At 70.3% G+C, this 21,456-nt stretch carries 18 protein-coding genes; 11 read left to right on the plus strand and 7 right to left on the minus strand.

All coding sequences use genetic code 11. From position 1 onward, the window contains the following. Positions 1-39: 39 nt before the first annotated feature. Positions 40-252, plus strand: a complete 213-nt coding sequence (locus tag EHO50_RS43495) for a hypothetical protein (RefSeq protein WP_128437418.1) — start codon at positions 40-42, stop codon at positions 250-252. A gap of 51 nt (positions 253-303) precedes the next feature. Here EHO50_RS43495 and EHO50_RS43500 read toward each other — a convergent pair whose 3' ends face one another. The 3 genes from EHO50_RS43500 to EHO50_RS43510 all read right to left on the minus strand — a co-directional run bounded on the left by EHO50_RS43500 (position 304) and on the right by EHO50_RS43510 (position 3,582). Beyond that, the gene (locus EHO50_RS43500; protein ID WP_164905125.1) at positions 304-1,395 is read right to left on the minus strand and encodes a S1C family serine protease; all 1,092 of its coding nucleotides are present in this window, start codon (positions 1,393-1,395) and stop codon (positions 304-306) included. Positions 1,396-2,167: 772 nt separating this feature from the next. After that, complete coding sequence (locus EHO50_RS43505; RefSeq protein WP_128437434.1) at positions 2,168-2,869, minus strand: class I SAM-dependent methyltransferase; 702 nt, start codon at positions 2,867-2,869, stop codon at positions 2,168-2,170. An 83-nt stretch (positions 2,870-2,952) separates the two neighbouring features. Continuing rightward, complete coding sequence (locus EHO50_RS43510; protein ID WP_128437419.1) at positions 2,953-3,582, minus strand: DUF3043 domain-containing protein; 630 nt, start codon at positions 3,580-3,582, stop codon at positions 2,953-2,955. 327 nt (positions 3,583-3,909) lie between these two features. Here EHO50_RS43510 and EHO50_RS43515 point away from each other — a divergent pair, with 327 nt between their 5' ends. From EHO50_RS43515 to EHO50_RS43540, 6 genes are all read left to right on the plus strand, one after another. After that, positions 3,910-4,686 (plus strand): PspA/IM30 family protein, encoded by a 777-nt coding sequence (locus EHO50_RS43515; RefSeq protein WP_128437435.1) that lies wholly within the window; start codon positions 3,910-3,912, stop codon positions 4,684-4,686. Between the two features lie 42 nt (positions 4,687-4,728). Further along, a complete protein-coding gene (gene pspAA, locus EHO50_RS43520) occupies positions 4,729-5,007 on the plus strand; it encodes a PspA-associated protein PspAA (protein WP_128437436.1) in 279 nt (92 codons plus the stop codon). 178 nt (positions 5,008-5,185) lie between these two features. Continuing rightward, positions 5,186-6,391 carry a sensor histidine kinase gene (locus tag EHO50_RS43525; RefSeq protein ID WP_425472390.1) on the plus strand — a complete coding sequence of 402 codons (1,206 nt, stop codon included), beginning with the start codon at positions 5,186-5,188 and terminating at the stop codon, positions 6,389-6,391. A 124-nt stretch (positions 6,392-6,515) separates the two neighbouring features. After that, a complete protein-coding gene (locus EHO50_RS43530; RefSeq protein WP_128437421.1) occupies positions 6,516-7,199 on the plus strand; it encodes a response regulator in 684 nt (227 codons plus the stop codon). Between the two features lie 216 nt (positions 7,200-7,415). Continuing rightward, a complete protein-coding gene (locus EHO50_RS43535) occupies positions 7,416-10,550 on the plus strand; it encodes an efflux RND transporter permease subunit (protein WP_128437422.1) in 3,135 nt (1,044 codons plus the stop codon). Positions 10,551-10,644: 94 nt separating this feature from the next. Continuing rightward, entirely contained in the window at positions 10,645-12,852 is a 2,208-nt protein-coding gene (locus tag EHO50_RS43540) for a protein kinase domain-containing protein (protein WP_128437423.1), read from the plus strand. A gap of 37 nt (positions 12,853-12,889) precedes the next feature. Here the strand turns inward: EHO50_RS43540 and nadA are convergent, their stop codons facing one another. Continuing rightward, positions 12,890-14,074, minus strand: a complete 1,185-nt coding sequence (gene nadA / locus EHO50_RS43545) for a quinolinate synthase NadA (RefSeq protein ID WP_128437424.1) — start codon at positions 14,072-14,074, stop codon at positions 12,890-12,892. A 326-nt stretch (positions 14,075-14,400) separates the two neighbouring features. On the opposite strand from nadA, the gene EHO50_RS43550 reads away from it, so the two are divergent. Next, positions 14,401-14,757 carry an iron-sulfur cluster assembly accessory protein gene (locus EHO50_RS43550; protein ID WP_030951236.1) on the plus strand — a complete coding sequence of 119 codons (357 nt, stop codon included), beginning with the start codon at positions 14,401-14,403 and terminating at the stop codon, positions 14,755-14,757. A gap of 88 nt (positions 14,758-14,845) precedes the next feature. On the opposite strand, the gene EHO50_RS43555 is transcribed toward EHO50_RS43550, so the two are convergent. After that, the gene (locus tag EHO50_RS43555) at positions 14,846-16,702 is read right to left on the minus strand and encodes a hypothetical protein (RefSeq protein WP_164905126.1); all 1,857 of its coding nucleotides are present in this window, start codon (positions 16,700-16,702) and stop codon (positions 14,846-14,848) included. A 206-nt stretch (positions 16,703-16,908) separates the two neighbouring features. Beyond that, entirely contained in the window at positions 16,909-17,118 is a 210-nt protein-coding gene (locus EHO50_RS43560) for a hypothetical protein (RefSeq protein ID WP_128437425.1), read from the minus strand. 131 nt (positions 17,119-17,249) lie between these two features. Between EHO50_RS43560 and EHO50_RS43565 the strand changes: the two genes are divergently transcribed. Further along, entirely contained in the window at positions 17,250-18,224 is a 975-nt protein-coding gene (locus EHO50_RS43565; RefSeq protein ID WP_128437426.1) for a carbohydrate kinase family protein, read from the plus strand. A 96-nt stretch (positions 18,225-18,320) separates the two neighbouring features. On the opposite strand, the gene EHO50_RS43570 is transcribed toward EHO50_RS43565, so the two are convergent. Next, positions 18,321-19,697, minus strand: a complete 1,377-nt coding sequence (locus EHO50_RS43570; protein WP_128437427.1) for a cysteine desulfurase/sulfurtransferase TusA family protein — start codon at positions 19,695-19,697, stop codon at positions 18,321-18,323. Positions 19,698-19,961: 264 nt separating this feature from the next. On the opposite strand from EHO50_RS43570, the gene ctaC reads away from it, so the two are divergent. Both ctaC and EHO50_RS43580 read left to right on the plus strand, forming a co-directional pair. Further along, positions 19,962-20,927, plus strand: a complete 966-nt coding sequence (gene ctaC / locus EHO50_RS43575; RefSeq protein ID WP_128437428.1) for an aa3-type cytochrome oxidase subunit II — start codon at positions 19,962-19,964, stop codon at positions 20,925-20,927. Continuing rightward, positions 20,924-21,456, plus strand: a 533-nt coding sequence (locus EHO50_RS43580; protein WP_181449808.1) for a cbb3-type cytochrome c oxidase subunit I, incomplete at its 3' end; no start/stop codon positions are given. The genes ctaC and EHO50_RS43580, both read left to right, overlap by 4 nt.

The raw sequence follows: 21,456 nt of genomic DNA on the forward strand, positions 1-21,456 counted from the left end.
GGCTCTTGCTCTGCACGTGCTGACACCTTGGAGGCGTACATGGCGGCATGGACGTGGCGGTTCGAGAAGGCCGACGGGGCTGAGGTCCAGCCCGCGGTGCAGCCCGAGGAGTTCACCACCCAGGGGGACGCCGAGTCCTGGGTCGGGGAGAACTGGAAGGCGCTGCTCGAGGGCGGTGCGGATCAGGTGCGGCTGTTCGAGGACTCCGCGGAGATCTACGGGCCGATGAGCCTGCACGCCGAGCAGGCGTAGGCGGAGGGGGCGAGGGCCACCCGGTCGTACGGCCCTCGCCCCGCCCTCCCGTCACTGCTCACCCAGCGTCACATCCACCGTCTTCTCACTGCCGTTGCGTTGGTACGTCACCGTCGTCCGCTCACCCGGCCTGGCGGAGGCAAGCGCCTGGGCGAGTGAGGTGATGGTGTCGATGTCCGTGTCACCGAGCCGGGTGATGACGTCCCCGGGTTCGATCCCGGCCTTGTCGGCCGCGCCGCCCGTCATCACCTCGACGACGGCGACGCCCGCGACCTCGTAGTCGTCGTTCACGACCGTACGGCCCGTGATGCCGAGCGCCGCCCGGCCCGAGTCGGTGACCCTGCCGTCCTTCACGATCTGGTCGGCGATCGTCCGCACCGTCGACGCCGGGATCGCGAACCCGATGCCGGCCGCCGCGCTGCGCCCCCCTCCGGGGTCGGTGGCGGCGAGCGTCGGGATGCCGATGACCCGTCCGTCGAGGTTCACCAGGGCACCTCCGCTGTTGCCGGGGTTGATGGCGGCCGACGTCTGCACCATGTTGGCGATCGTCGCGCCCGTACCGCCCTCGCTGCGGCCCTCGGTGACGGTCCGTCCGATCGCCGACACGATGCCCTGCGTCACGCTGGACGACAGTCCGAGCGGCGAGCCCATGGCCAGCACGATCTGCCCGACCTCGACCTTCGCCGAGTCCCCGAACGTCGCCGCCTTCAGCCCCTTCGGCGCCTTGTCCAGCTTGATGACGGCGAGGTCCTGCTGCGGGTACGAGGAGACGAGCCGCGCGGTGAGCGTGTCCTCGCTGTTGGCGGTCGTCACCCGGAAGCTGTCCTCGTCCCTGACCACGTGTGCGTTCGTGACGATGTGCCCCTGGCTGTCGTAGACGATGCCCGAGCCCAGATCGTTCCTGGCCTGGATCTGTACGACCGACGGCAGGACGTCCTTGATGACCTTCAGGTAGCCGTCCTGGAGGTCGTCGACCGCCGTGACCGCCATCGGTACGCCGGCCTGCGTGGTCGTGTCCTCTTTCCCGCCCGGGGACGGGGAGCCGGAACACCCGGAGAGCAAGGAGAGGAAGAGGCCGAGGCAGCAGGAGAGGACGGCGACCGGAAGGGCCGACCGCAGGGCACGGAAACGGCGAGCATCCATGCCCCGAGTCTCACCTCACCACGCGGACCCGGCCCGTACTGCTCACCCGAACGAGCCCAACCACACACGGCACACGGGCGGTGGGCTGGGCGGGGTGCTGGGCTTGGGCGGTGGGCTGAGCGGGGTGCTGGGCTTGGGTGGCGGGCTGAGCGGTGTGCTGGCTTGGGCGGTGGGCTGAGCCGCGTACTGCGCATGGGTAGCGAGCTCAGCCGCGTGTTGGCTTGGGTGGCCGGCTGAGTGGCGTGCTGGGCTCGGGTGGTGAGATGAGCCGCGCAACGTGCACGGGTAGGGAGCTCAGCCGCGTGCTGGGCTCGGGCAGTGGCTGGGCGGCGTGCTGGCTTGGGTGGTGGGCTGGGCGGGGTGCTCCGCTTGGGCGGTGAGCTTAGCCGCGCACCGCGCACAAACAGCGAGCTGAGTGGCGTGCTGGGCTCGGGTGGCGGAGCGGCGTGCTGGGCTTGGGCGGTGAGCTGAGCCGCGCACCACGCCCAGTAGCGGGCTGAGTAGCGCGTCGTCCCAGGGCCGGGCGGGCCGGTGTCCTGGGGGCGTGCTGGGCTTGGGTGGCTGAGTGGCGTGCTGGGCTCGGGTGGTGTGCTGGGCCGCGCCCCGTGCACGGGTAGCGAGCTCAGCCGCGTGCTGGGCTCGGGTGGTGTGCTGGGCCGCGCCCCGTGCACGGGTAGCGAGCTCAGCCGCGTGCTGGGCTCGGGCGGTCAGCTGAGCGGCGTGCTCCGCTTTGGCGGTGGGCTGAGCCGTGTACTGCGCCCGGGCGGCGAGCTCAGCCGCGTACTCCGCACAGGTGCAGCAACGCCGCGACGCTTCGGTAGGGGTCCGTCTTCCCGGCCCGCTCCTCGACCGCCAGCAACGCCTCCACGTCCGTCGGGATCTCCGCCCCGTCGGCCGCCGTGTCGGTGAACACCCGTACCCCGTACCAGGCGTGCAGCGGCGCCCCGATCCCCGCGAGCGTCGCCGTCAGCTCGGCCAGCCGGTCCGCTCGAACGTCGAGTCCGAGCCGATTGCGGTACGCGGTCGTGTCGAAGGCGGCCAGCGCAGCCCCCCAGTCCCCACCCAGTCCCGGCCGCATGGCCAGCGCGTCGCCGTTGCGCACGAGCAGCGACAGCAGGCCGCCCGGGGCGAGCATCCGGGCCAGCCCGGCCAGCAGCGGATCGGGCTCCTCGATGTACATCAGCACGCCGTGGCACAGCACGACATCGAAGCTGCCCGGCAGAAAGTGGACGCCGGTGTCCCGCCCGTCCCCCTGGACGATACGGACCCGCTCCCGGATCCCCTCGGGCTCGCCGGCGAGCTCCTCGTGGGCCGCCGAGATCATCTTCGGGTCCTGCTCGACACCGGTCACCTGATGCCCGGCCCTGGCCAGCCGCAGCGCCTGCGTGCCCTGGCCCATCCCCACGTCGAGCACCCGCAGCCGCTGCCCGACCGGGAACCGGCCGGCTATCTGCTCGTCGAGCTGCCGGGCCACCAGCTCTTGTCGTACGACATCGCGCAGAGCGCCCAACTTACTGAGCCACGCGTCGGCCGCACCCCCGGAAAATGCGGTTGTGCTCAGGGCCGCTCTCCGCGCTTGACCTGCGGCTTGGGCAGTCGGAGCCGACGCATCTGCAGGGAGCGCATCAGTGCGTAGGCGACGGCACCGCGCCTGTTGTCGTCGGGGAAGCGCTCGGCGAGCCGCTTCTTCAGACGGAAGCCGGTGACGACCGAGTCCAGCACGATGAGCACGATCACGATCAGCCACAGCAGCAGCGCGATGTTCTGCAGCGCCGGTACCTGCACCATGCTCAGCACGAGGATGACCACGGCCATCGGCAGGAAGAACTCCGCGATGTTGAAGCGCGAGTCGATGAAGTCACGCGCGAACTTGCGGACCGGACCCTTGTCGCGGGCCGGCAGATACCGCTCGTCGCCCCCGGCCAGCGCCTGGCGCTGCCTCTCCAGGGCGGCCCGCCGCTCCTCGCGCTGGCGCTTGGCGGCGTCCTTGCGCGTCATCGACGTGTTGGCCACGCTGCGACGCTGCGACTGGGCCTCACTGCGCTTGGGCGTGGGGCGGCCCTTCGGGGCCTCGGGGTGACGGGTCTCATTGGAGTCGGTCACCAGCGCCTTGTCGGCGGCCTGGGCCTTCTCTTCCTTGGCACGGCTACGGAACACAAAACCCAAGGGTACGGGGTGCCGGGGCATGGACGTCAGCCCGGCGGGGAACGATCCGGCAACACCAGTCGTCGTAGGGGGACAGAGGGGACGTTGCAGACGGTTCGTCCGGCGGGCACGGGGAGGGCACTCGAGCGGCACCGGGTGGACACCCATGGGTCCACCCACGAGCCACCCGGGAGTCACCTACTCCTTACGCCGGAGCGGGAGCGTCAGCAGTCGTCCTTGGGGATGAGCGCATCCGTCCCCGAACAGTGCGTCAATGGATGCAGGGCCCGTACTGTGGGTTCTGTCGCAGAGCTGGAGCTGGACGTCAGAAGGGGGCGCGCGAAGCCCATGAGCGGTGTCATGAAGCGTATGGGGATGATCTTCCGCGCGAAGGCGAACAAGGCCCTTGACCGGGCCGAGGACCCGCGCGAGACCCTCGATTACTCGTACCAGAAGCAGCTGGAGCTGCTCCAGAAGGTCCGCCGCGGCGTCGCCGACGTGGCCACCTCGCGCAAGCGCCTGGAGCTCCAGCTCAACCAACTCCAGCAGCAGTCGTCGAAGCTGGAGGACCAGGGCCGCAAGGCGCTCGCGCTGGGCCGCGAGGACCTGGCCCGCGAGGCGCTCTCGCGCCGCGCCGCCCTCCAGCAGCAGGTGACGGACCTGGAGACACAGCACGCGACGCTGCAGGGCGAGGAGGAGAAGCTCACCCTCGCGGCCCAGCGCCTGCAGGCGAAGGTCGACGCCTTCCGTACCAAGAAGGAGACCATCAAGGCCACCTACACGGCGGCGCAGGCCCAGACCCGGATCGGCGAGGCGTTCTCCGGCATCTCGGAGGAGATGGGCGACGTCGGCCTGGCGATCCAGCGGGCCGAGGACAAGACGGCCCAGCTCCAGGCGCGGGCCGGGGCGATCGACGAACTGCTCGCCTCCGGCGCCCTCGACGACCAGTCCGGCATGCACAAGGACGACATCCAGGCCGAGCTGGACCGGCTCTCCGGTGGTACGGATGTAGAGCTGGAACTGCAGCGCATGAAGGCGGAGCTGGCGGGAGGCTCGTCGGGCGGCCAGCAGGCCATCGAGGGCGGCAACGGCCAGTCGCAGTCCCAGCAACAGCCGCAGGACACCCCGCGCTTCGACAAGCAGTAGCCGACGTCCGGGGCCCACGCCGAGGAGGGCGAGATGGGCGACATGATCGTCCGGATCATGGGTGAAGGGCAGGTGAAGCTGTCCGACAGCCACCTGTCCGAGCTGAACAAGCTCGACGACGAGCTCCTGGTGGAAATGGAGAACGGCGACGGCCCCGGCTTCCGCCGCACCCTCGACGCACTCCTGTCCAAGGTCCGCGACCTCGGCGAGCCCCTGCCCGACGACTCCCTCGAACCGTCCGAGCTGATCCTCCCGTCCTCGGACGCGACGTTGGAGGAGGTCCGGGAGCTGCTGAGCGACGATGGGTTGATCCCGGGTTGAGCTGGGGTGCCTCTGGACGCCGGCCCGCATCATCCAGCCCGTCCGGCGCTTGAGGACGAGGCCCGTTCAGGGCCGAAGCGGGGCTCTGGGGGCGGCAGCCCCCAGGCGACGCGCACTGCAACGCCGGGCACACACCACAAGGAACCTCCAGTTGGCCCCCGTTCCAAGCCCCGCAGGGATACGCGCCCGGCAGCACCTCAAGGCGCACCCCATGGCGCTGGATGCCGCGCTGGCGGTCGGCGTACTGGCCGCGATGGTGGCCGGCTCGTTCGTGGACCCGCACGGCGAGAGCGGGGTCACCTGGGGCCTGCGCACCCCGGACGCGCTCAGCCTCCTGCTCATGACCCTCGGCGCCGCAGCCCTGGTCCTGCGCCGCCGCGCCCCCATGGCCGTCCTCGCCCTCACCGGCACTTTCTCCCTCGTCGAATGCGTCAGCGGCGACCCCCGCGCCCCGGTCGCCATGTCCGCGGTCATCGCCCTCTACACCGTCGCCTCGACCACCGACCGCACCACCACCTGGCGCGTAGGCCTGCTCACCATGACCGTCCTGACCGCTTCCGCCATGCTCGCCGGCCCCCTGCCCTGGTACGCCCAGGAGAACGTCGGCATCTTCGCCTGGACCGGCATCGGCGCCACCGCGGGCGACGCGGTCCGCAGCCGCCGTGCCATGGTCGCCGCCATCCGCGAGCGCGCCGAACGAGCGGAGCGCACCCGCGAGGAGGAGGCCCGCCGCCGCGTCGCCGAGGAGCGCCTCCGTATCGCCCGGGACCTGCACGACGTCGTCGCCCACCACATCGCCCTCGTCAACGTCCAGGCCGGCGTCGCCGCCCACGTCATGGACAAGCGCCCCGACCAGGCCAAGGAAGCCCTCGCCCACGTACGCGAAGCCAGCCGCTCCGCGCTCAACGAACTCCGCGCGACCGTCGGCCTGCTCCGCCAGTCCGGCGACCCGGAGGCCCCCACCGAACCCGCCCCCGGCCTCGCCCGCCTCGACGAACTCGCGGGCACGTTCCGCAGCGCGGGCCTCCAGGTGGAGGTCGCCCGCGCCGACCAGGGCACCACGCTCCCCGCCGCCGTGGACCTGGCCGCCTACCGCGTCATCCAGGAGGCCCTCACCAACGTGCAGAAGCACGCGGGTCCGGAGGCGAAGGCCGAGGTCAGCGTCGTCCGCGTGGGGCCGAACATCGAGATCACCGTCCTCGACGACGGCGCCGGCGAGGACGACATCCCGGACGGCGGTGGGCACGGCCTGCTCGGCATGCGCGAGCGCGTCACCGCCCTGCGCGGCACCCTCACCACCGGCCCCCGCTACGGAGGCGGCTTCCGCGTCCATGCGATCCTGCCGGTCAAGAGCAGTACGCGCGCGGCGGAGGACGCCGTATGACCGCCGAGGACGCCGCATGACTGCCGAATGACCGCCCTATGACGACGCCGCGGAACTCATGCGCACCCCGCGGAAGTTGTCGTAGGACGAAGCCATCCACCTCGTGCCCCGCAGAGGACCTGCCATGACCATCCGCGTCCTGCTCGCCGACGACCAGGCCCTCCTGCGCAGCGCCTTCCGGGTGCTGGTCGACTCCGAGCCCGACATGGAGGTCGTCGGGGAGGCGTCCGACGGGGCGGAGGCGGTGCGGCTGGCCAAGGAGGAGCGGGCGGACGTCGTGCTGATGGACATCCGGATGCCCGGCACCGACGGCCTCGCCGCCACCCGCATGATCAGCGCCGACCCGTCCCTCGCCCATGTCCGCGTCGTCATCCTCACCACCTTCGAGGTCGACGACTACGTGGTGCAGTCGCTGCGCGCCGGCGCCTCCGGCTTCCTCGGCAAGGGCTCCGAACCCGACGAACTGCTCAGCGCCATCCGCATCGCGGCCGGTGGCGAGGCCCTGCTGTCCCCGGCCGCCACCAAGGGCCTGATCGCCCGCTTCCTCGCCCAGGGCGACGGCGCGGACGACGACCGCGACCCGGCCCGCGCCGAGCGGCTCGACGCCCTCACCGTCCGCGAGCGCGAGGTCCTGGTCCAGGTCGCCGGCGGGCACTCCAACGACGAGATCGCCGAGCGGCTGGAGGTCAGCCCGCTGACCGTGAAGACGCACGTCAACCGGGCCATGTCCAAGCTCGGCGCCCGTGACCGGGCCCAGCTGGTGGTGATCGCGTACGAGTCCGGCCTGGTACGTCCAAGGGTGGAGTGAGCTCTGACGGGCGTACTGCGCCCGGAGTATGCGCCGTATAAGGAAATGGACCTGGGGTCTACGAATCCGGGCTCCCCGATGGCTCAGGGTGTAGGGGCGGGCGCTCATCTGTGAAACGCATGCGGGCCGCACATGCGTGCCACACCTGCGTTTCACAGACGCCCATGCCACGTCCGCTGCCCACTTCTGCCGCTCACAGAAGAGAGACCCTGACCCATGTCCTGGCTGTCGAAATTCAGCCTTGCTCAACGTGCCCTGATAGGCCTGATGTCGATCATCGCGATCGCCTTCGGCGCCATCGCGATACCCCAGCTCAAGCAGCAGCTGCTGCCCTCCATCGAACTGCCCATGGTGTCCGTGCTGGCGCCGTACCAGGGCGCCTCCCCGGACGTGGTCGAGAAGCAGGTCGTCGAGCCCATCGAGGACAGCCTCGAAGCCGTCGACGGCATCACCGGCGTCACCTCCACCGCGAGCGAGGGCAACGCCGTGATCATGGCGTCCTTCGACTACGGCCCCGACACCCAGCAGCTCGTCGCCGACGTCCAGCAGGCCGTCAACCGGGCTCGCGCCCAGCTGCCGGACGACGTGGACCCGCAGGTCATCGCCGGTTCCACGGACGACATCCCGACCGTCGTCCTCGCCGTGACCTCCGGCCAGGACCAGCAGGCCCTGGCCGACCAGCTCGACCGGACCGTCGTCGCGGACCTGAAGGAGATCGACGGCGTCGGTCAGGTCACCGTCGACGGCGTACGGGACCTCCAGGTCACCGTCACGCCGGACGACGCGAAGCTGGCCAAGGCGGGGCTCACTTCGGCCGCCCTCTCCCAGGCCCTGCAGGCGGGCGGTGCCACCGTCCCGGCGGGCTCCTTCGACGAGGGCGGCGACAACCGCACGGTCCAGGTGGGCGGCGGCTTCACCTCGATCCAGCAGATCGAGGACCTCATGGTCACCGGCGAGGGCGCTGCCGCCTCCGGGAAGAAGCCGGTCCGTCTCGGTGATGTGGCCGACGTCAAGCAGGAGCAGGCCGCGGCCGACTCCATCACCCGTACCGACGGCAAGCCGTCCCTCGCGGTCGCGGTCACCATGGACCGCGACGGCAGCGCGGTCGCGATCTCGGACGCGGTGCGCGACAAGCTCCCGGAGCTACGGGGGGACCTCGGCTCGGACGCCACGCTCACCGTGGTCAGCGACCAGGGCCCGGCGGTGAAGAAGTCCATCGACGGTCTGACCACCGAGGGTGCGCTCGGCCTGCTCTTCGCGGTCCTCGTCATCCTGGTCTTCCTCGCGTCGATCCGTTCGACGCTGGTCACGGCAGTCTCCATCCCGCTGTCGGTCGTGCTCGCCCTGATCGTGCTGTGGACACGTGACCTGTCGCTGAACATGCTGACGCTCGGCGCGCTCACCATCGCCATCGGCCGTGTCGTCGACGACTCGATCGTGGTGCTGGAGAACATCAAGCGGCACCTCGGCTACGGCGAGGAGCGCGAGGAGGCCATCCTCAAGGCGGTCCGCGAGGTCGCCGGCGCGGTCACGTCCTCCACCCTCACCACGGTGGCCGTCTTCCTGCCGATCGGCCTGACCGGCGGCATGGTGGGCGAGCTGTTCGGCTCGTTCAGCCTGACGGTGACGGCCGCCCTGCTGGCGTCGCTGCTGGTCTCGCTGACGGTCGTCCCGGTCCTGTCGTACTGGTTCCTGCGCGCCCCGAAGGGCACCCCCGAGGACGCCGACGAGGCCCGCCGCAAGGCCGAGGAGAAGGAGGCCAGGAGCAGGCTCCAGCGCTTCTACGTCCCCGTCCTGCGGTTCGCGACGCGCCGCCGGCTGACCAGCGTGCTGCTGGCGATCGTCGTCCTCATCGGCACGTTCGGCATGGCTCCGCTGCTGAAGACGAACTTCTTCGACCAGGGCGAGCAGGAAGTCCTCACCGTCAAGCAGGAGTTGAAGCCGGGCACCAGCCTGGCGGCGACCGACGAGCAGGCGAAGAAGGTCGAGCAGCTGCTCGCCGACACCAAGGGTGTCAAGGACTACCAGGTCACCGTCGGCTCGTCCGGCTTCATGGCGGCCTTCGGCGGCGGCACCGACACCAACCAGGCGTCGTACCAGGTGATGCTGGAGGACTCGGCGTCGTACGACGACGTGCAGGACCGCATCGAGACGGGCCTGAAGAAGCTCGACGGCATCGGTACGACCACCATCGCGGCCGGCGACGGCTTCGGCGCCCAGGACCTGAGCGTCGTCGTGAAGGCGGCCGACGGGGACGTCCTGCGCAAGGCGGCCGAGCAGGTCCGGGGGGCGGTGGCCGGCCTGGACGACGTCACGGACGTGACCAGCGACCTGTCGCAGAGCGTGCCGCGCATCTCGGTCAAGGCCAACGACAAGGCGGCCGCGGCCGGCTTCAACGACCAGACGCTCGGCATGGCCGTCGCCCAGGCGGTCCGCGGCAACACGGCGGCCCAGGCGACCCTCGACGACACCGAGCGGGACATCGTCATCAAGTCGGCGAAGCCCGCGAAGACCCTGAAGCAGCTTCAGGACCTGCCTCTGGGCCCGGTGAAGCTGGGTGACATCGCAGACGTGAAGCTGGTGGACGGCCCGGTCTCGATGACCCGGATCGACGGTCAGCGTGCCGCCACGATCAGCGCGAAGCCGACCGGCGACAACACCGGCGCGGTGAGCGCGGACCTCCAGTCCAAGATCAACGGACTGACGCTCCCGGCGGGCGCGACGGCCGAGATCGGCGGTGTCTCGCAGGACCAGGACGAGGCGTTCGCCAACCTGGGCCTGGCGATGCTCGCGGCGATCGCGATCGTCTTCATGCTGCTGGTGGCGACCTTCCGCTCGCTGGCCCAGCCGCTGATCCTGCTCGTGTCGATCCCGTTCGCGGCGACCGGCGCGATCGGCCTCCTGGTGGCGACCGGCACTCCGATGGGCGTCCCCGCGATGATCGGCATGCTGATGCTGATCGGCATCGTGGTGACGAACGCGATCGTGCTGATCGACCTCATCAACCAGTACCGGAGCCAGGGTTACGGCGTCGTGGAGGCCGTGATCGAGGGTGGTCGCCACCGCCTGCGCCCCATCCTCATGACGGCCCTGGCGACGATCTTCGCCCTGCTCCCGATGGCGCTGGGCGTCACCGGCGAGGGCGGCTTCATCGCCCAGCCGCTGGCGGTGGTGGTGATCGGCGGCCTGATCACCTCGACCATGCTGACGCTGCTGCTTGTCCCGACGCTCTACACGATGCTGGAGCTCCGCAAGGAGCGCCGGGCGAAGAAGCGCGAGGCGAAGCGGCTGAAGAAGGCGGGTGTGCCCGCCGAGGCGGCGTCGGACGAGCCGCAACCGGCGGGTGTCTGACGGAAACAACCGAGGCCGGGTCCCGTACGTGGAGGTACGGGACCCGGCCGTATCCTTTGAACCCAACTGACGTACGGGGGAGAGGGATCGGGGCGTGCCACTGCACAAGGACGATCCGAAGTCGGTCGGCGGGTACAAGCTGGTGGACCGGCTGGGCGCCGGCGGCATGGGCGTCGTCTACCGGGGCAGATCGCGCTCCGGCCGCGAGGTCGCCGTCAAGGTGGTGCACGCCCAGTACGCCGAGGACCGGGTCTTCCGCGCCCGTTTCCGGCAGGAGATCGACGCCGTCCGCAAGGTGAGCGGCGCCTTCACCGCGCCGGTGGTGGACGCCGACCCGGAGGCGACGCGGCCGTGGATGGCGACGCAGTACGTGCCCGGGCAGTCGCTCGCCGACCGGATCCGTGACCGGGAACCGCTGAAGGGCACCGAACTGCGGCGGCTGGCGCTCGGGTTGGTGGAGGCGCTGCGGGACATCCACCGGGCGGGGGTGGTCCACCGGGACCTCAAGCCCGCCAACGTCCTGATGGCCGAGGACGGCCCGCGCGTGATCGACTTCGGTATCTCGCGGGCGGCCGAGAACCACAACCCGCTGACCGAGACGGGGCAGATGATCGGCACCCCGCCGTTCATGTCACCGGAACAGCTCACCGACGCCCGCACGGTGGGCCCGGCCTCCGACGTCTTCTCCCTCGGCGCGCTGTTGGTCTTCGCGGCCACGGGCCGGGGCCCCTTCGACGCGGACAGCCCCTACCTCACGGCCTATCGGGTGGTCCATGACGCCCCCGCCCTGGACGGCGTGGCGGAGCCCCTGCGCACGGTCCTGGGAGGCTGTCTGGCCAAGGAACCCGCGGACCGGCCCGAACTGGCTGCACTGGCAGGGGAGTTCGTGGCCGCTCTGCCGGAGGCGGGTGCGCAGGACCAGGCCACCGTGGCGCTGCGCGTGGACGAGATGGCCGTGGTCCGGACCCGCCCCGCCGCGCCCTCTGTCCGACGGCGCAGTCGCATACGCCCCCTGTGGGCCACGGTCGGCACCGTCGGCGCCCTCGTTCTGGGCCTGACGGGGTACCTGCTGCTCGGCCCCGGACTCGCGGACGACGACTCCGGGGCGGGGGCGAACACCGCCGAGTCCGCGCCCTCCCGGTGGGCGGCCGTGCCGCCCGGCTGGAGGCCCTGGCAGACGACGGTGGACGCCACCGCCGCGAGCGGTGTGAAGCAGGGGACCGACGTCGCCGGCTACAGCCTGGGGAACGCCCCGGAGTGCGAGGTGTACGAGGGCGCCGTCCACTGCGCGGGCGACGGGACCCTGCCCATGCGCATCGACGCGCTCAGCGGACGGATCGTCTGGCGGGCCGACGGGGTGCCGCCCGCCGTGGGCAACGGGTGGTACACGTTCTCGGTCCTCGGCGTCGTGGACGACACGATGGTGGTTCAGCAGGAGTACCGCGCCGAGCGAGACGGCGACGCCGAGTACTCGGTCGCCGCCCTCGACACGGGGACCGGGAAGAGGCTCTGGCACCGCACGGTGAACACGCGCCAGGTCCGCCCGCACCTCTCCGGCGACCTCGTGATCGTCCCGGACGACAGCGGCCGTTCGGTGATCGCCCGCTCACCGCGCACCGGCACCGAACGCTGGACGGCGCCGCTGCCGACGGGGCAGTACTGCAACTGGGCGGACACCGGCGAGGACCTCTACCTCAAGTGCGCCCCGGACGTGCCGACTTCGAAGAACATGCTGCTCCTGGGACTGGACAGGGCCGACGGAGCGGGGCGGCGCCTGACGGTGCCCTATCGCGCAACTCTCCTCGGGACGTTCGACGGAGGCCTGCTCTTCCTCGACCCGGTCGAGGACAAGGAGGCGTTCTCCCGGATCCGGCTGGTGGATCCGGAATCGGGGAGGAACAGTACGACGAAGCTGGCGGAGGAGTTCGGGGGCTACGCGACGCTGACGGACGGCACCCTGTGGTTCGCCACGTCCTCCGGCCGGGTGATCGCGGTGTCGGCCCGGACCGGCGAGCGGCTGTGGCAGACCCGGACGAGCCTGGAGCGGCCGAGCGATGTCACCCACGACCCGCGTGCCCACGTGGTCTATCTGTCCAGCGCCAGCGGCCGGGTCGCCGCCCTCGACACAAGGAAGGGCACGCTGCTGTGGGAGACCCCACCGCGCGCCCAGCAGGTGACGAACCAGGGTTGGGCGCAGTCCGAGGTGCTGCTCCGCAAGGGCGCCCTGGTCGTCACCACCGGGGACGGCTACATCTTCACCCTCGACCCCGCTCACCCCGACCGGAAACCCGTGTCGGGGTGAGTGAAGGACCGGGTGAGCAAAGGACCTCTGACCGGACCTACGGCAGCGCCAGCATCCGCTCCAGCGCCAGCTTCGCGAACGCCTCGGTCTCCTTGTCGACCTCGATCCGGTTGACCAGGTTGCCCTCGGCGAGGGACTCCAGCGCCCAGACCAGGTGGGGCAGATCGATGCGGTTCATCGTGGAGCAGAAGCAGACCGTCTTGTCGAGGAAGACGATCTCCTTGCCCTCCGGAGCGAAACGGTTCGCCAGGCGGCGTACGAGGTTCAGCTCGGTCCCGATGGCCCACTTGGAGCCGGCCGGGGCGGCCTCCAGGGCCTTGATGATGTACTCGGTCGAACCGACGTAGTCCGCCGCGGCCACGACCTCGTGCTTGCACTCGGGGTGGACCAGAACGTTCACGCCCGGGATGCGCTCGCGCACGTCGTTCACCGAGTCGAGCGAGAACCGGCCGTGCACCGAGCAGTGGCCGCGCCACAGGATCATCTTCGCGGCGCGCAGCTCGTCCGCCGTCAGCCCGCCGTTCGGCTTGTGCGGGTTGTAGACGACGCAGTCCTCCAGGGACATGCCCATGTCCCGGACCGCGGTGTTGCGCCCGAGGTGCTGGTCGGGCAGGAACAGCACCTTCTCGCCCTGCTCGAACGCCCAGTCCAGGGCCCGCTTGGCATTGGACGACGTGCAGATGGTGCCGCCGTGCTTGCCCGTGAACGCCTTGATGTCCGCGGACGAGTTCATGTACGACACCGGCACGACCTGCTCGGCTATGCCGGCCTCGGTCAGCACGTCCCAGCACTCGGCGACCTGCTCGGCCGTGGCCATGTCGGCCATGGAGCACCCGGCGGCCAGGTCCGGCAGGACCACCTTCTGGTCGTCGGACGTCAGGATGTCCGCCGACTCCGCCATGAAGTGCACACCGCAGAACACGATGTACTCGGCCTCCGGGCGCGCGGCCGCGTCACGGGCCAGCTTGAAGGAGTCGCCGGTCACGTCCGCGAACTGGATGACCTCGTCGCGCTGGTAGTGGTGGCCGAGCACGAAGACCTTGTTCCCGAGCTTCTCCTTGGCCGCGCGGGCGCGCTCGACCAGGTCCGGGTCGGACGGCGAGGGCAGGTCGCCGGGACACTCGACGCCGCGCTCGCTCCTGGGGTCGGCCTCACGGCCGAGGAGCAGCAGGGCGAGGGGCGTCGGCTGTACGTCGAGCTCCGTGGTCTGGGCGGTGGTCACGACACGCACCCTTTCTGTTCTGCGGCTCGCCGGGTCCGGAGAATCGGACCCGGCGGGTCATGCGGGACACCTTCATCGACTTTTCGTCGAATTGACGCTATCTATCATAACCGGTTCACGTCACTTTGACGATGGCCATCGCGTCGATGTGACGTGAATCCCGCTGGGGGGCCTGCGTATTCCCGAATGAGACGTTTTCGCTTCGCGCGCCGTGTGCGAGCATGAAGAAGGACCGAAAGACAAGAGCCCGGCCCCGGAATGAATCCGCGGCCCCGCCGGTTGCAACCGTCGGCAAGCAGTCTCCGTACAACCCGGGAGAGATGTAGATGTCCGTATCGGACGAGACCAGCACCGCCACCGACGGCATCATCCTTAGTGACGCCGCCGCGGCCAAGGTCAAGGCCCTGCTCGACCAGGAAGGCCGCGACGACCTCGCGCTGCGTGTCGCCGTTCAGCCCGGTGGCTGCTCCGGCCTGCGCTACCAGCTCTTCTTCGACGAGCGCTCGCTCGACGGCGACGTCGTCAAGGACTTCGGCGGGGTCAAGGTCGTCACCGACCGCATGAGCGCTCCGTACCTGGGTGGCGCGTCCATCGACTTCGTGGACACGATCGAGAAGCAGGGCTTCACGATCGACAACCCGAACGCGACGGGCTCCTGCGCCTGCGGCGACTCCTTCAGCTGAGCCCGGCTGTTCAGCCGAGCCCGGCTGACACACGGGAAGGCGGCGACCCCCTCCGACGGGGCCGCCGCCTTCGTCTGTCCGGGGATCCCTACCGGGCCCCGGACGTCTGCGGTGCGTCCGGCAGCCGCGTCCCGGGCTTCTCCAGCGGGACCGCCTGCCCGTCCGTGCCCACGACCTTGCGGTCGCCGAGCGGCTCGTCCAGCTGCACGGTCTTGTGGAACACCTTGGCGATCATGATGCAGACCTTGTCCGGCTGGGAGGTCGCGGTCACCCGGACCGTCACCTCGTCCTCGCTCTCGCTCGCCGTCACCTTGTACTCGGCGCACACGCCGCCCGTGAAGGCCACGGTCAGTTCCCTGCCCTCGACGGTGTAGCCGTCCACGGCCACGTTCCGCGTGACCGGCGCCGAGGTCGGCTCGTCCTTCGGCCCGGTCGGCCGCGGGCTCGGCTGCCCGGTCGGCTCCTCGGACGGCGCGGTGGAGGCCAGGTACTTCGGGTCGATCGCCGGATACGTCACGGTGAAGCCGTCCTGCGCGCCCGGCGCCCGCACCTCGAACAGCCAGGAAGGCACCAGCGTCTGCCGCGCGTCCACATAGTGCGAGGCCAGCCCGAACACCGCCTTCTCGACGGTGATGGTGTCCTTGCCCGGCGCACCCGTACCCGTCGACGCCTGCGAACCGCACGGCGCCTCGAGGCGGTCCTTCAGCGGTACGGGGCTGGCACAGCCGCCGATGCCCATGCGGTGGTCGGTCCCCGGCGCCGCATTCATCAGCCCGAGCGTCTTCTCGGCATCCAGCACGGGGTACGTGTCCCCCTTCACCGGCGCCTTCAACTGGCCGCTTCCGCCGACCACCTCACCCTGGGTGCTCACGGTCACCCCGGTCGTCCAACCGTAGGTGGGCAACCCGCCCACCAGGGGATTCGCGTTCACGACCCGCTGGGCGCCCATGAGCTGACTCGCGTCGAGCTTCGCGTCGTCCTGACCCACCGCCTTGAGAATCGGCGCGGCGGCCTGCTTCGCGGCGTCCTCGCTCACCGGGTCGGCGGCGGGGTCCGGGGCGTCCTTGCTGCAGACGGTGGTGCTCTCGCAGTTGTCGGTGCCGGGTGCGTACCGGTAGAACGTCCAGGTCCCCGGCGCCTGCTTGTTCACCTGCAGACTCGGCCCCGCCCCGTCCTGCGCCCCGACCCTCCAGGTCTGCCCCTGCGCCACCGGCTTCCCGTCCACTCCGAGCGCCTTGGCCAGCCGCGCGACCTCGTCCGCGCCGACCTCACCCTGAGCCCGGTACACCGGCGCCGAGCCGGGCCCGTCCGCGAGCTCGCCGTCGGCCTTGTAGGTGACGCCGTACGGGTTGGGCTCCCCGGGTGCGATGCCGTTGGTGCCGCCGCCGTCGGTGTAGCCGTCGAGGTGCAGCGGCGGGGGAGTGCCACCGCCGGCCGCCCCCGACGTCGTACCGCCGTCCGACCCTCCGGACGCACTCGCGGCGAGATAGGCCCCACCGCCGCCGACGAGCAGCACGGCAGCAGCGACGGAGGCGATGATCGCGGGGGAGCGGCGCCGGGAGCCGTCGCGGGCGTCGTCGTGCCGGTGGTCGGCGGCTGTGAGGCCGGGGCCGGGGGTCTCGGCTGCGGGAGCTGGGGCAGCCTCGGCCGAGACCGACGCCCCCTCCCTATCGTCCTCCTCCGCCGATGCATCCCCGGCCACGGTGGCTTCGGTGTCTGCGGCTTCGGTGGCCGCTGAGCCCGTTGCGGCCTCCGCGGCTCCTACGGCCTCGTCGGCCCCGCTGTCCTCGGCGTCCTCGGCGTCCTCGGGGCGAAGGGCTCCGTCCGCCGCCTCACCCTCGGCTCCGAGCCCCTCGGCGCCGACGGCACCCTTCTGCGCCCGTGCCTCCTCCGCGTCCTTGCCGGAGGCGCCCGTGTCGTCGTTCTCGGGTCGCTCGGTGTTCACCGCATCGCTCCTTCGGCTGCGCACATGTCCCTTGACCCTGACCCGACCCTGTCAAAAGGCCGGCTGTCGGGTCGTATCCCGCATCCCCTTTACGGGGGACAGCGATGGGACGCAGCGGGGGAGCGCACGGTTCCCTGAAAGGCGCCGATTCGGCCGCCGGAGTTCGATGATTCGGCCGCCGAAGGTGTTCAGCCGCCGTGGCCCGATCAGTCGCCGTAGTCCGACATCGCGTCCAGCAGCCGCGCCGACTTCGGCGGCACGGTTACGCCATGGATGAGTGACGGGGAGATCGGACGGGAAAGGACACGGTCGGGAGCGGTCCAGTGGGGGGCCATCCGCGCGCAGTCACCGAGCAGTGACGCCAGGTCGACCTCCAGGTCGGCCGGAGCGGGGGCGTGGACCTCGGTTTTCGTCATAGCGGAACCGTAGGCACGCAGAAGCCCGCGAAGAAAGATCTACTATCGGGTAGTTTTGCCTGCTTCAGAGTCGCGGTCACGAACGGTAGCGTGGACTGTCAACCCAACCTCCCCGCAGGAGACTCCACGCCGTGCGCATCGCAGTCACCGGCTCCATCGCCACCGACCACCTCATGACCTTCCCCGGCCGTTTCGCCGACCAGTTCGTCGCGGACCAGCTGCACACGGTCTCGCTCTCCTTCCTGGTCGACAATCTGGACGTACGCCGGGGCGGCGTAGGCGCGAACATCGCCTTCGGCATGGGACAGCTGGGCACGCAGCCGATCCTGGTCGGCGCCGCGGGCTCCGACTTCGACGAGTACCGGGCCTGGCTGGACCGGCACGGCGTCGACACCGACTCGGTCCGTATCTCCGAGACCCTGCACACCGCCCGCTTCGTCTGCACCACCGACGCCGACCACAACCAGATCGGCTCCTTCTACACCGGTGCGATGAGCGAGGCCCGCCTGATCGAGCTGAAGACCGTCGGCGACCGCGTCGGCGGCCTCGACCTGGTCCTCATCGGCGCCGACGACCCCGAGGCGATGCTCCGCCACACGGAGGAGTGCCGCTCCCGCCAGATCCCCTTCGCCGCGGACTTCTCCCAGCAGATCGCCCGCATGAACGGCGACGAGATCCGGATACTGCTGGACGGAGCGACGTACCTCTTCTCGAACGAGTACGAGAAGGGCCTCATCGAGTCCAAGACCGGCTGGACGGACGAGGAGATCCTGTCCAAGGTCGGCCACCGCGTCACGACCCTCGGCTCGCGCGGCGTACGCATCGAGAGCGTCGGCGAGGACCCGATCGAGGTCGGCTGCCCGGAGGAGGAGCGCAAGGCCGACCCCACGGGTGTCGGCGACGCCTTCCGCGCCGGGTTCCTGTCGGGCCTCGCCTGGGGCGTCTCGCTGGAGCGGGCCGCGCAGGTCGGCTGCATGCTGGCGACGCTCGTCATCGAGACCGTCGGCACGCAGGAGTACCAGCTGCGCCGGGCGCACTTCATGGACCGCTTCACCAAGGCGTACGGGGACGCTGCCACTGAGGAGGTTCGCAAGCACCTCGGCTGAGGCCGGGTGCGACTACGTGTCTGCCTCGGCGGGTGCGTCGTCGTGTGCGGGTGCGTGGGGGGCTGGTCGCGCAGTTCCCCGCGCCCCTGAGGTGGGTCAGCTCACCCGGCGGACAAGGTAAGCCGTTCCTTCTGCCGCCGGCTCCTCTCCTACGTATTCCTGGCCCCGCATCTCGCACCACGCCGGGATGTCCAGCCGGGCCGCCTCGTCGTCCGACAGGACCCGCACCAGCCCACCCACCGGCACATCGCCGATGACCTTCGCCAGCTCGATGACCGGGATCGGGCAGCGCTTGCCGAGGGAGTCCACGACCAGGACGTCGTCCCGTACGACCGTCTCGGCGACCGGCGCCCCCAGCTTCTCCCGCACCGCGGTCACCGCCCCGGGCAACACCTCCAGGAACCGCTCGACGTCCTCCTCCGCCGTCCCGAACGGCAGGGACACCCGCACGTTCCCCTCGCTCAGCACGCCCATCGCCTTCAGCACATGGCTGGGCGTCAGCGTGCTGCTCGTGCAGGACGAACCGGAGGAGACCGAGAACCCGGCACGGTCCAGTTCGTGCAGCAAAGCCTCTCCGTCGACATAGAGACAGGAGAAGGTGACGATGCCGGGAAGGCGTCGCACCGGATCGCCGACCACCTCCACATCCGGCACCAGCCCCGGCACCCGCGCCCGGATCCGCTCCGTCAGCTCCCGCAGTCGTACCGCCTCTTGGGCCGCCTCCGCCTGCGCGGCACGCAGCGAGGCCGCCGCCGCGACGATCGCCGGGATGTTCTCGAACCCGGCCGCCCGCCCCGACTCACGCTCGTCCACGGGCCCTTGCGCAGCGAACCGCACCCCTTTCCGTACGACGAGCAGCCCGACCCCCGACGGCCCACCCCACTTATGGGCACTCCCGGTCAACACCGACCAGTCCCCGTCGACCCGCCCCCACCCGAGCGACTGCGCCGCATCCACCAGCAACGGCACCCCGGCCTCCCGGCACACGGCAGCCACTTCGGCGACCGGCTGCTCCGTCCCGACCTCGTGGTTGGCCGACTGAAGACAGGCGAGCGCGGTGTCCGGCCGAAGCGCATCCGCGTACGCGCCCACACTCACCGCCCCCGCACGATCCACCGCGACCTGCGTGACGGAACCGCCCCCGGCCTCGTGCGTGTCAGCCGCATGGAGCACAGAGGAGTGTTCGACGGCAGACACAATCAGGTGACGCCCGACCCGCCGCCGCCCGGCCAACACCCCGGCGACACCCGAGTGGACGGCCTTCGTCCCCGATGAGGTGAACACCAACTCATCGGCCCGGCACCCCACAGCCTCGGCAGCCGCCTCCCGAGCCGCATCCAGCAGCATCCGAGCCCGCCGCCCTTCCCGATAGAGACGGGCCGGATCGGCCCACCCCTCATCAAGGGAGGCCAGAAGAGCCTGCCGAGCAACAGGATGAAGAGGAGCACTGGAAGCAGCGTCAAAGTAGGACACACCTCAACGCTAAACGTCCGGCAACTGGGGCGCCCCAAAGGGGCGCGGGGAACTGCGCGACCAGCCCAAAACAACCCGCAGCCGCCAAACCAGCGAACCACCCCACCCAGTAGGCACCCCTCCCCGCGAACCCTCGGAGAGCGTCGGCTAGGGTTTGGTCCGCATAAACATCCAAACCCCTGCCCGACGCAGGGCGGCGACCGACCAGCGAGAAGGCCAGGCCGCAGCCATACCGCGCGGGCGAGACTCTCGGGAAGGCGCTACGTGAGTCCCAACGGCTCCGACCGCTCGCCGCGGCGCCCGATGCGGCGGAAGCTGCTGCAGGCAATGACTGCGGGCCTGGTCCTGGCGACAGCCACCGGTTGCTCGTACAACTGGGAAGACTTCCCTCGCCTTGGTATGCCCACCCCGGCCACGGAAGAGGCTCCGCGGATCCTCTCCCTCTGGCAGGGTTCCTGGGCGGCGGCGCTCGCCGTCGGCGTGCTGGTGTGGGGCCTCATCCTGTGGAGCGCCATCTTCCACCGGCGTAGCCGCACCAAGGTCGAGGTCCCCCCACAGACCCGGTACAACATGCCGATCGAGGCGCTGTACACGGTGGTCCCGCTCATCATCGTCTCGGTGCTGTTCTACTTCACGGCACGCGACGAGTCGAAGCTCCTCAGCCTCAAGGACAAGCCCGACGTCACCATCAACGTCGTCGGCTACCAGTGGAGCTGGGGCTTCAACTACGTCGAGCCCGTCGAGGGTTCCACCGGCGACGCGAAGACCGACAAGAACCTGGCCGCCATTCCGGACCGGTTCAAGGAGGACTTCCCGGCGAACGCCGGCGGTGTCTACGACGTCGGCACCCCCGGCACCCGGAACCAGGACACGGGCAACCCGGGCCCGACCCTGTGGCTGCCCAAGGGCAAGACGGTCCGCTTCGTCCTCACCTCGCGTGACGTCATCCACTCCTTCTGGGTGGTGCCGTTCCTGATGAAGCAGGACGTCATCCCGGGCCACACCAACGCCTTCGAGGTGACCCCCAACAAGGAGGGCACCTTCCTGGGCAAGTGCGCCGAGCTGTGCGGCGTCGACCACTCCCGGATGCTGTTCAACGTGAAGGTCGTCTCCCCCGACGAGTACGAGCAGCACCTCAAGGACCTCGCCAAGAAGGGGCAGACCGGTTACGTTCCCGCCGGCATCGCGCAGACGAGCCACGAGAAGAACCGGGAGACGACAAACCTGTGAGCATCCTCAACGAACCCCAGGGTGCCGCGGCAGCTGAGGACTCGTACGAGAACGAGCTGCCGGTCAGGCGCAAGCAGCCCGGCAACGTCGTGGTCAAGTGGCTCACCACCACCGACCACAAGACGATCGGAACGCTGTACCTCGTCACGTCGTTCGCGTTCTTCGTGATCGGTGGCGTGATGGCGCTGCTCATGCGTGCCGAGCTGGCCCGTCCGGGCCTGCAGATCATGTCGAACGAGCAGTTCAACCAGGCGTTCACGATGCACGGCACGATCATGCTGCTGATGTTCGCGACGCCGCTGTTCGCCGGCTTCGCGAACTGGATCATGCCGCTGCAGATCGGCGCGCCCGACGTGGCGTTCCCGCGGCTGAACATGTTCGCCTACTGGCTGTACCTCTTCGGCTCGCTCATCGCGGTCGGCGGCTTCCTCACCCCGCAGGGTGCGGCCGACTTCGGCTGGTTCGCCTACAGCCCGCTGTCGGACGCGGTCCGCAGCCCGGGCATCGGCGCCGACATGTGGATCATGGG

The sequence above is a fragment of the Streptomyces cyaneus genome (genome assembly GCF_004028635.1).
GTDB lineage: Bacteria > Actinomycetota > Actinomycetes > Streptomycetales > Streptomycetaceae > Streptomyces > Streptomyces cyaneus.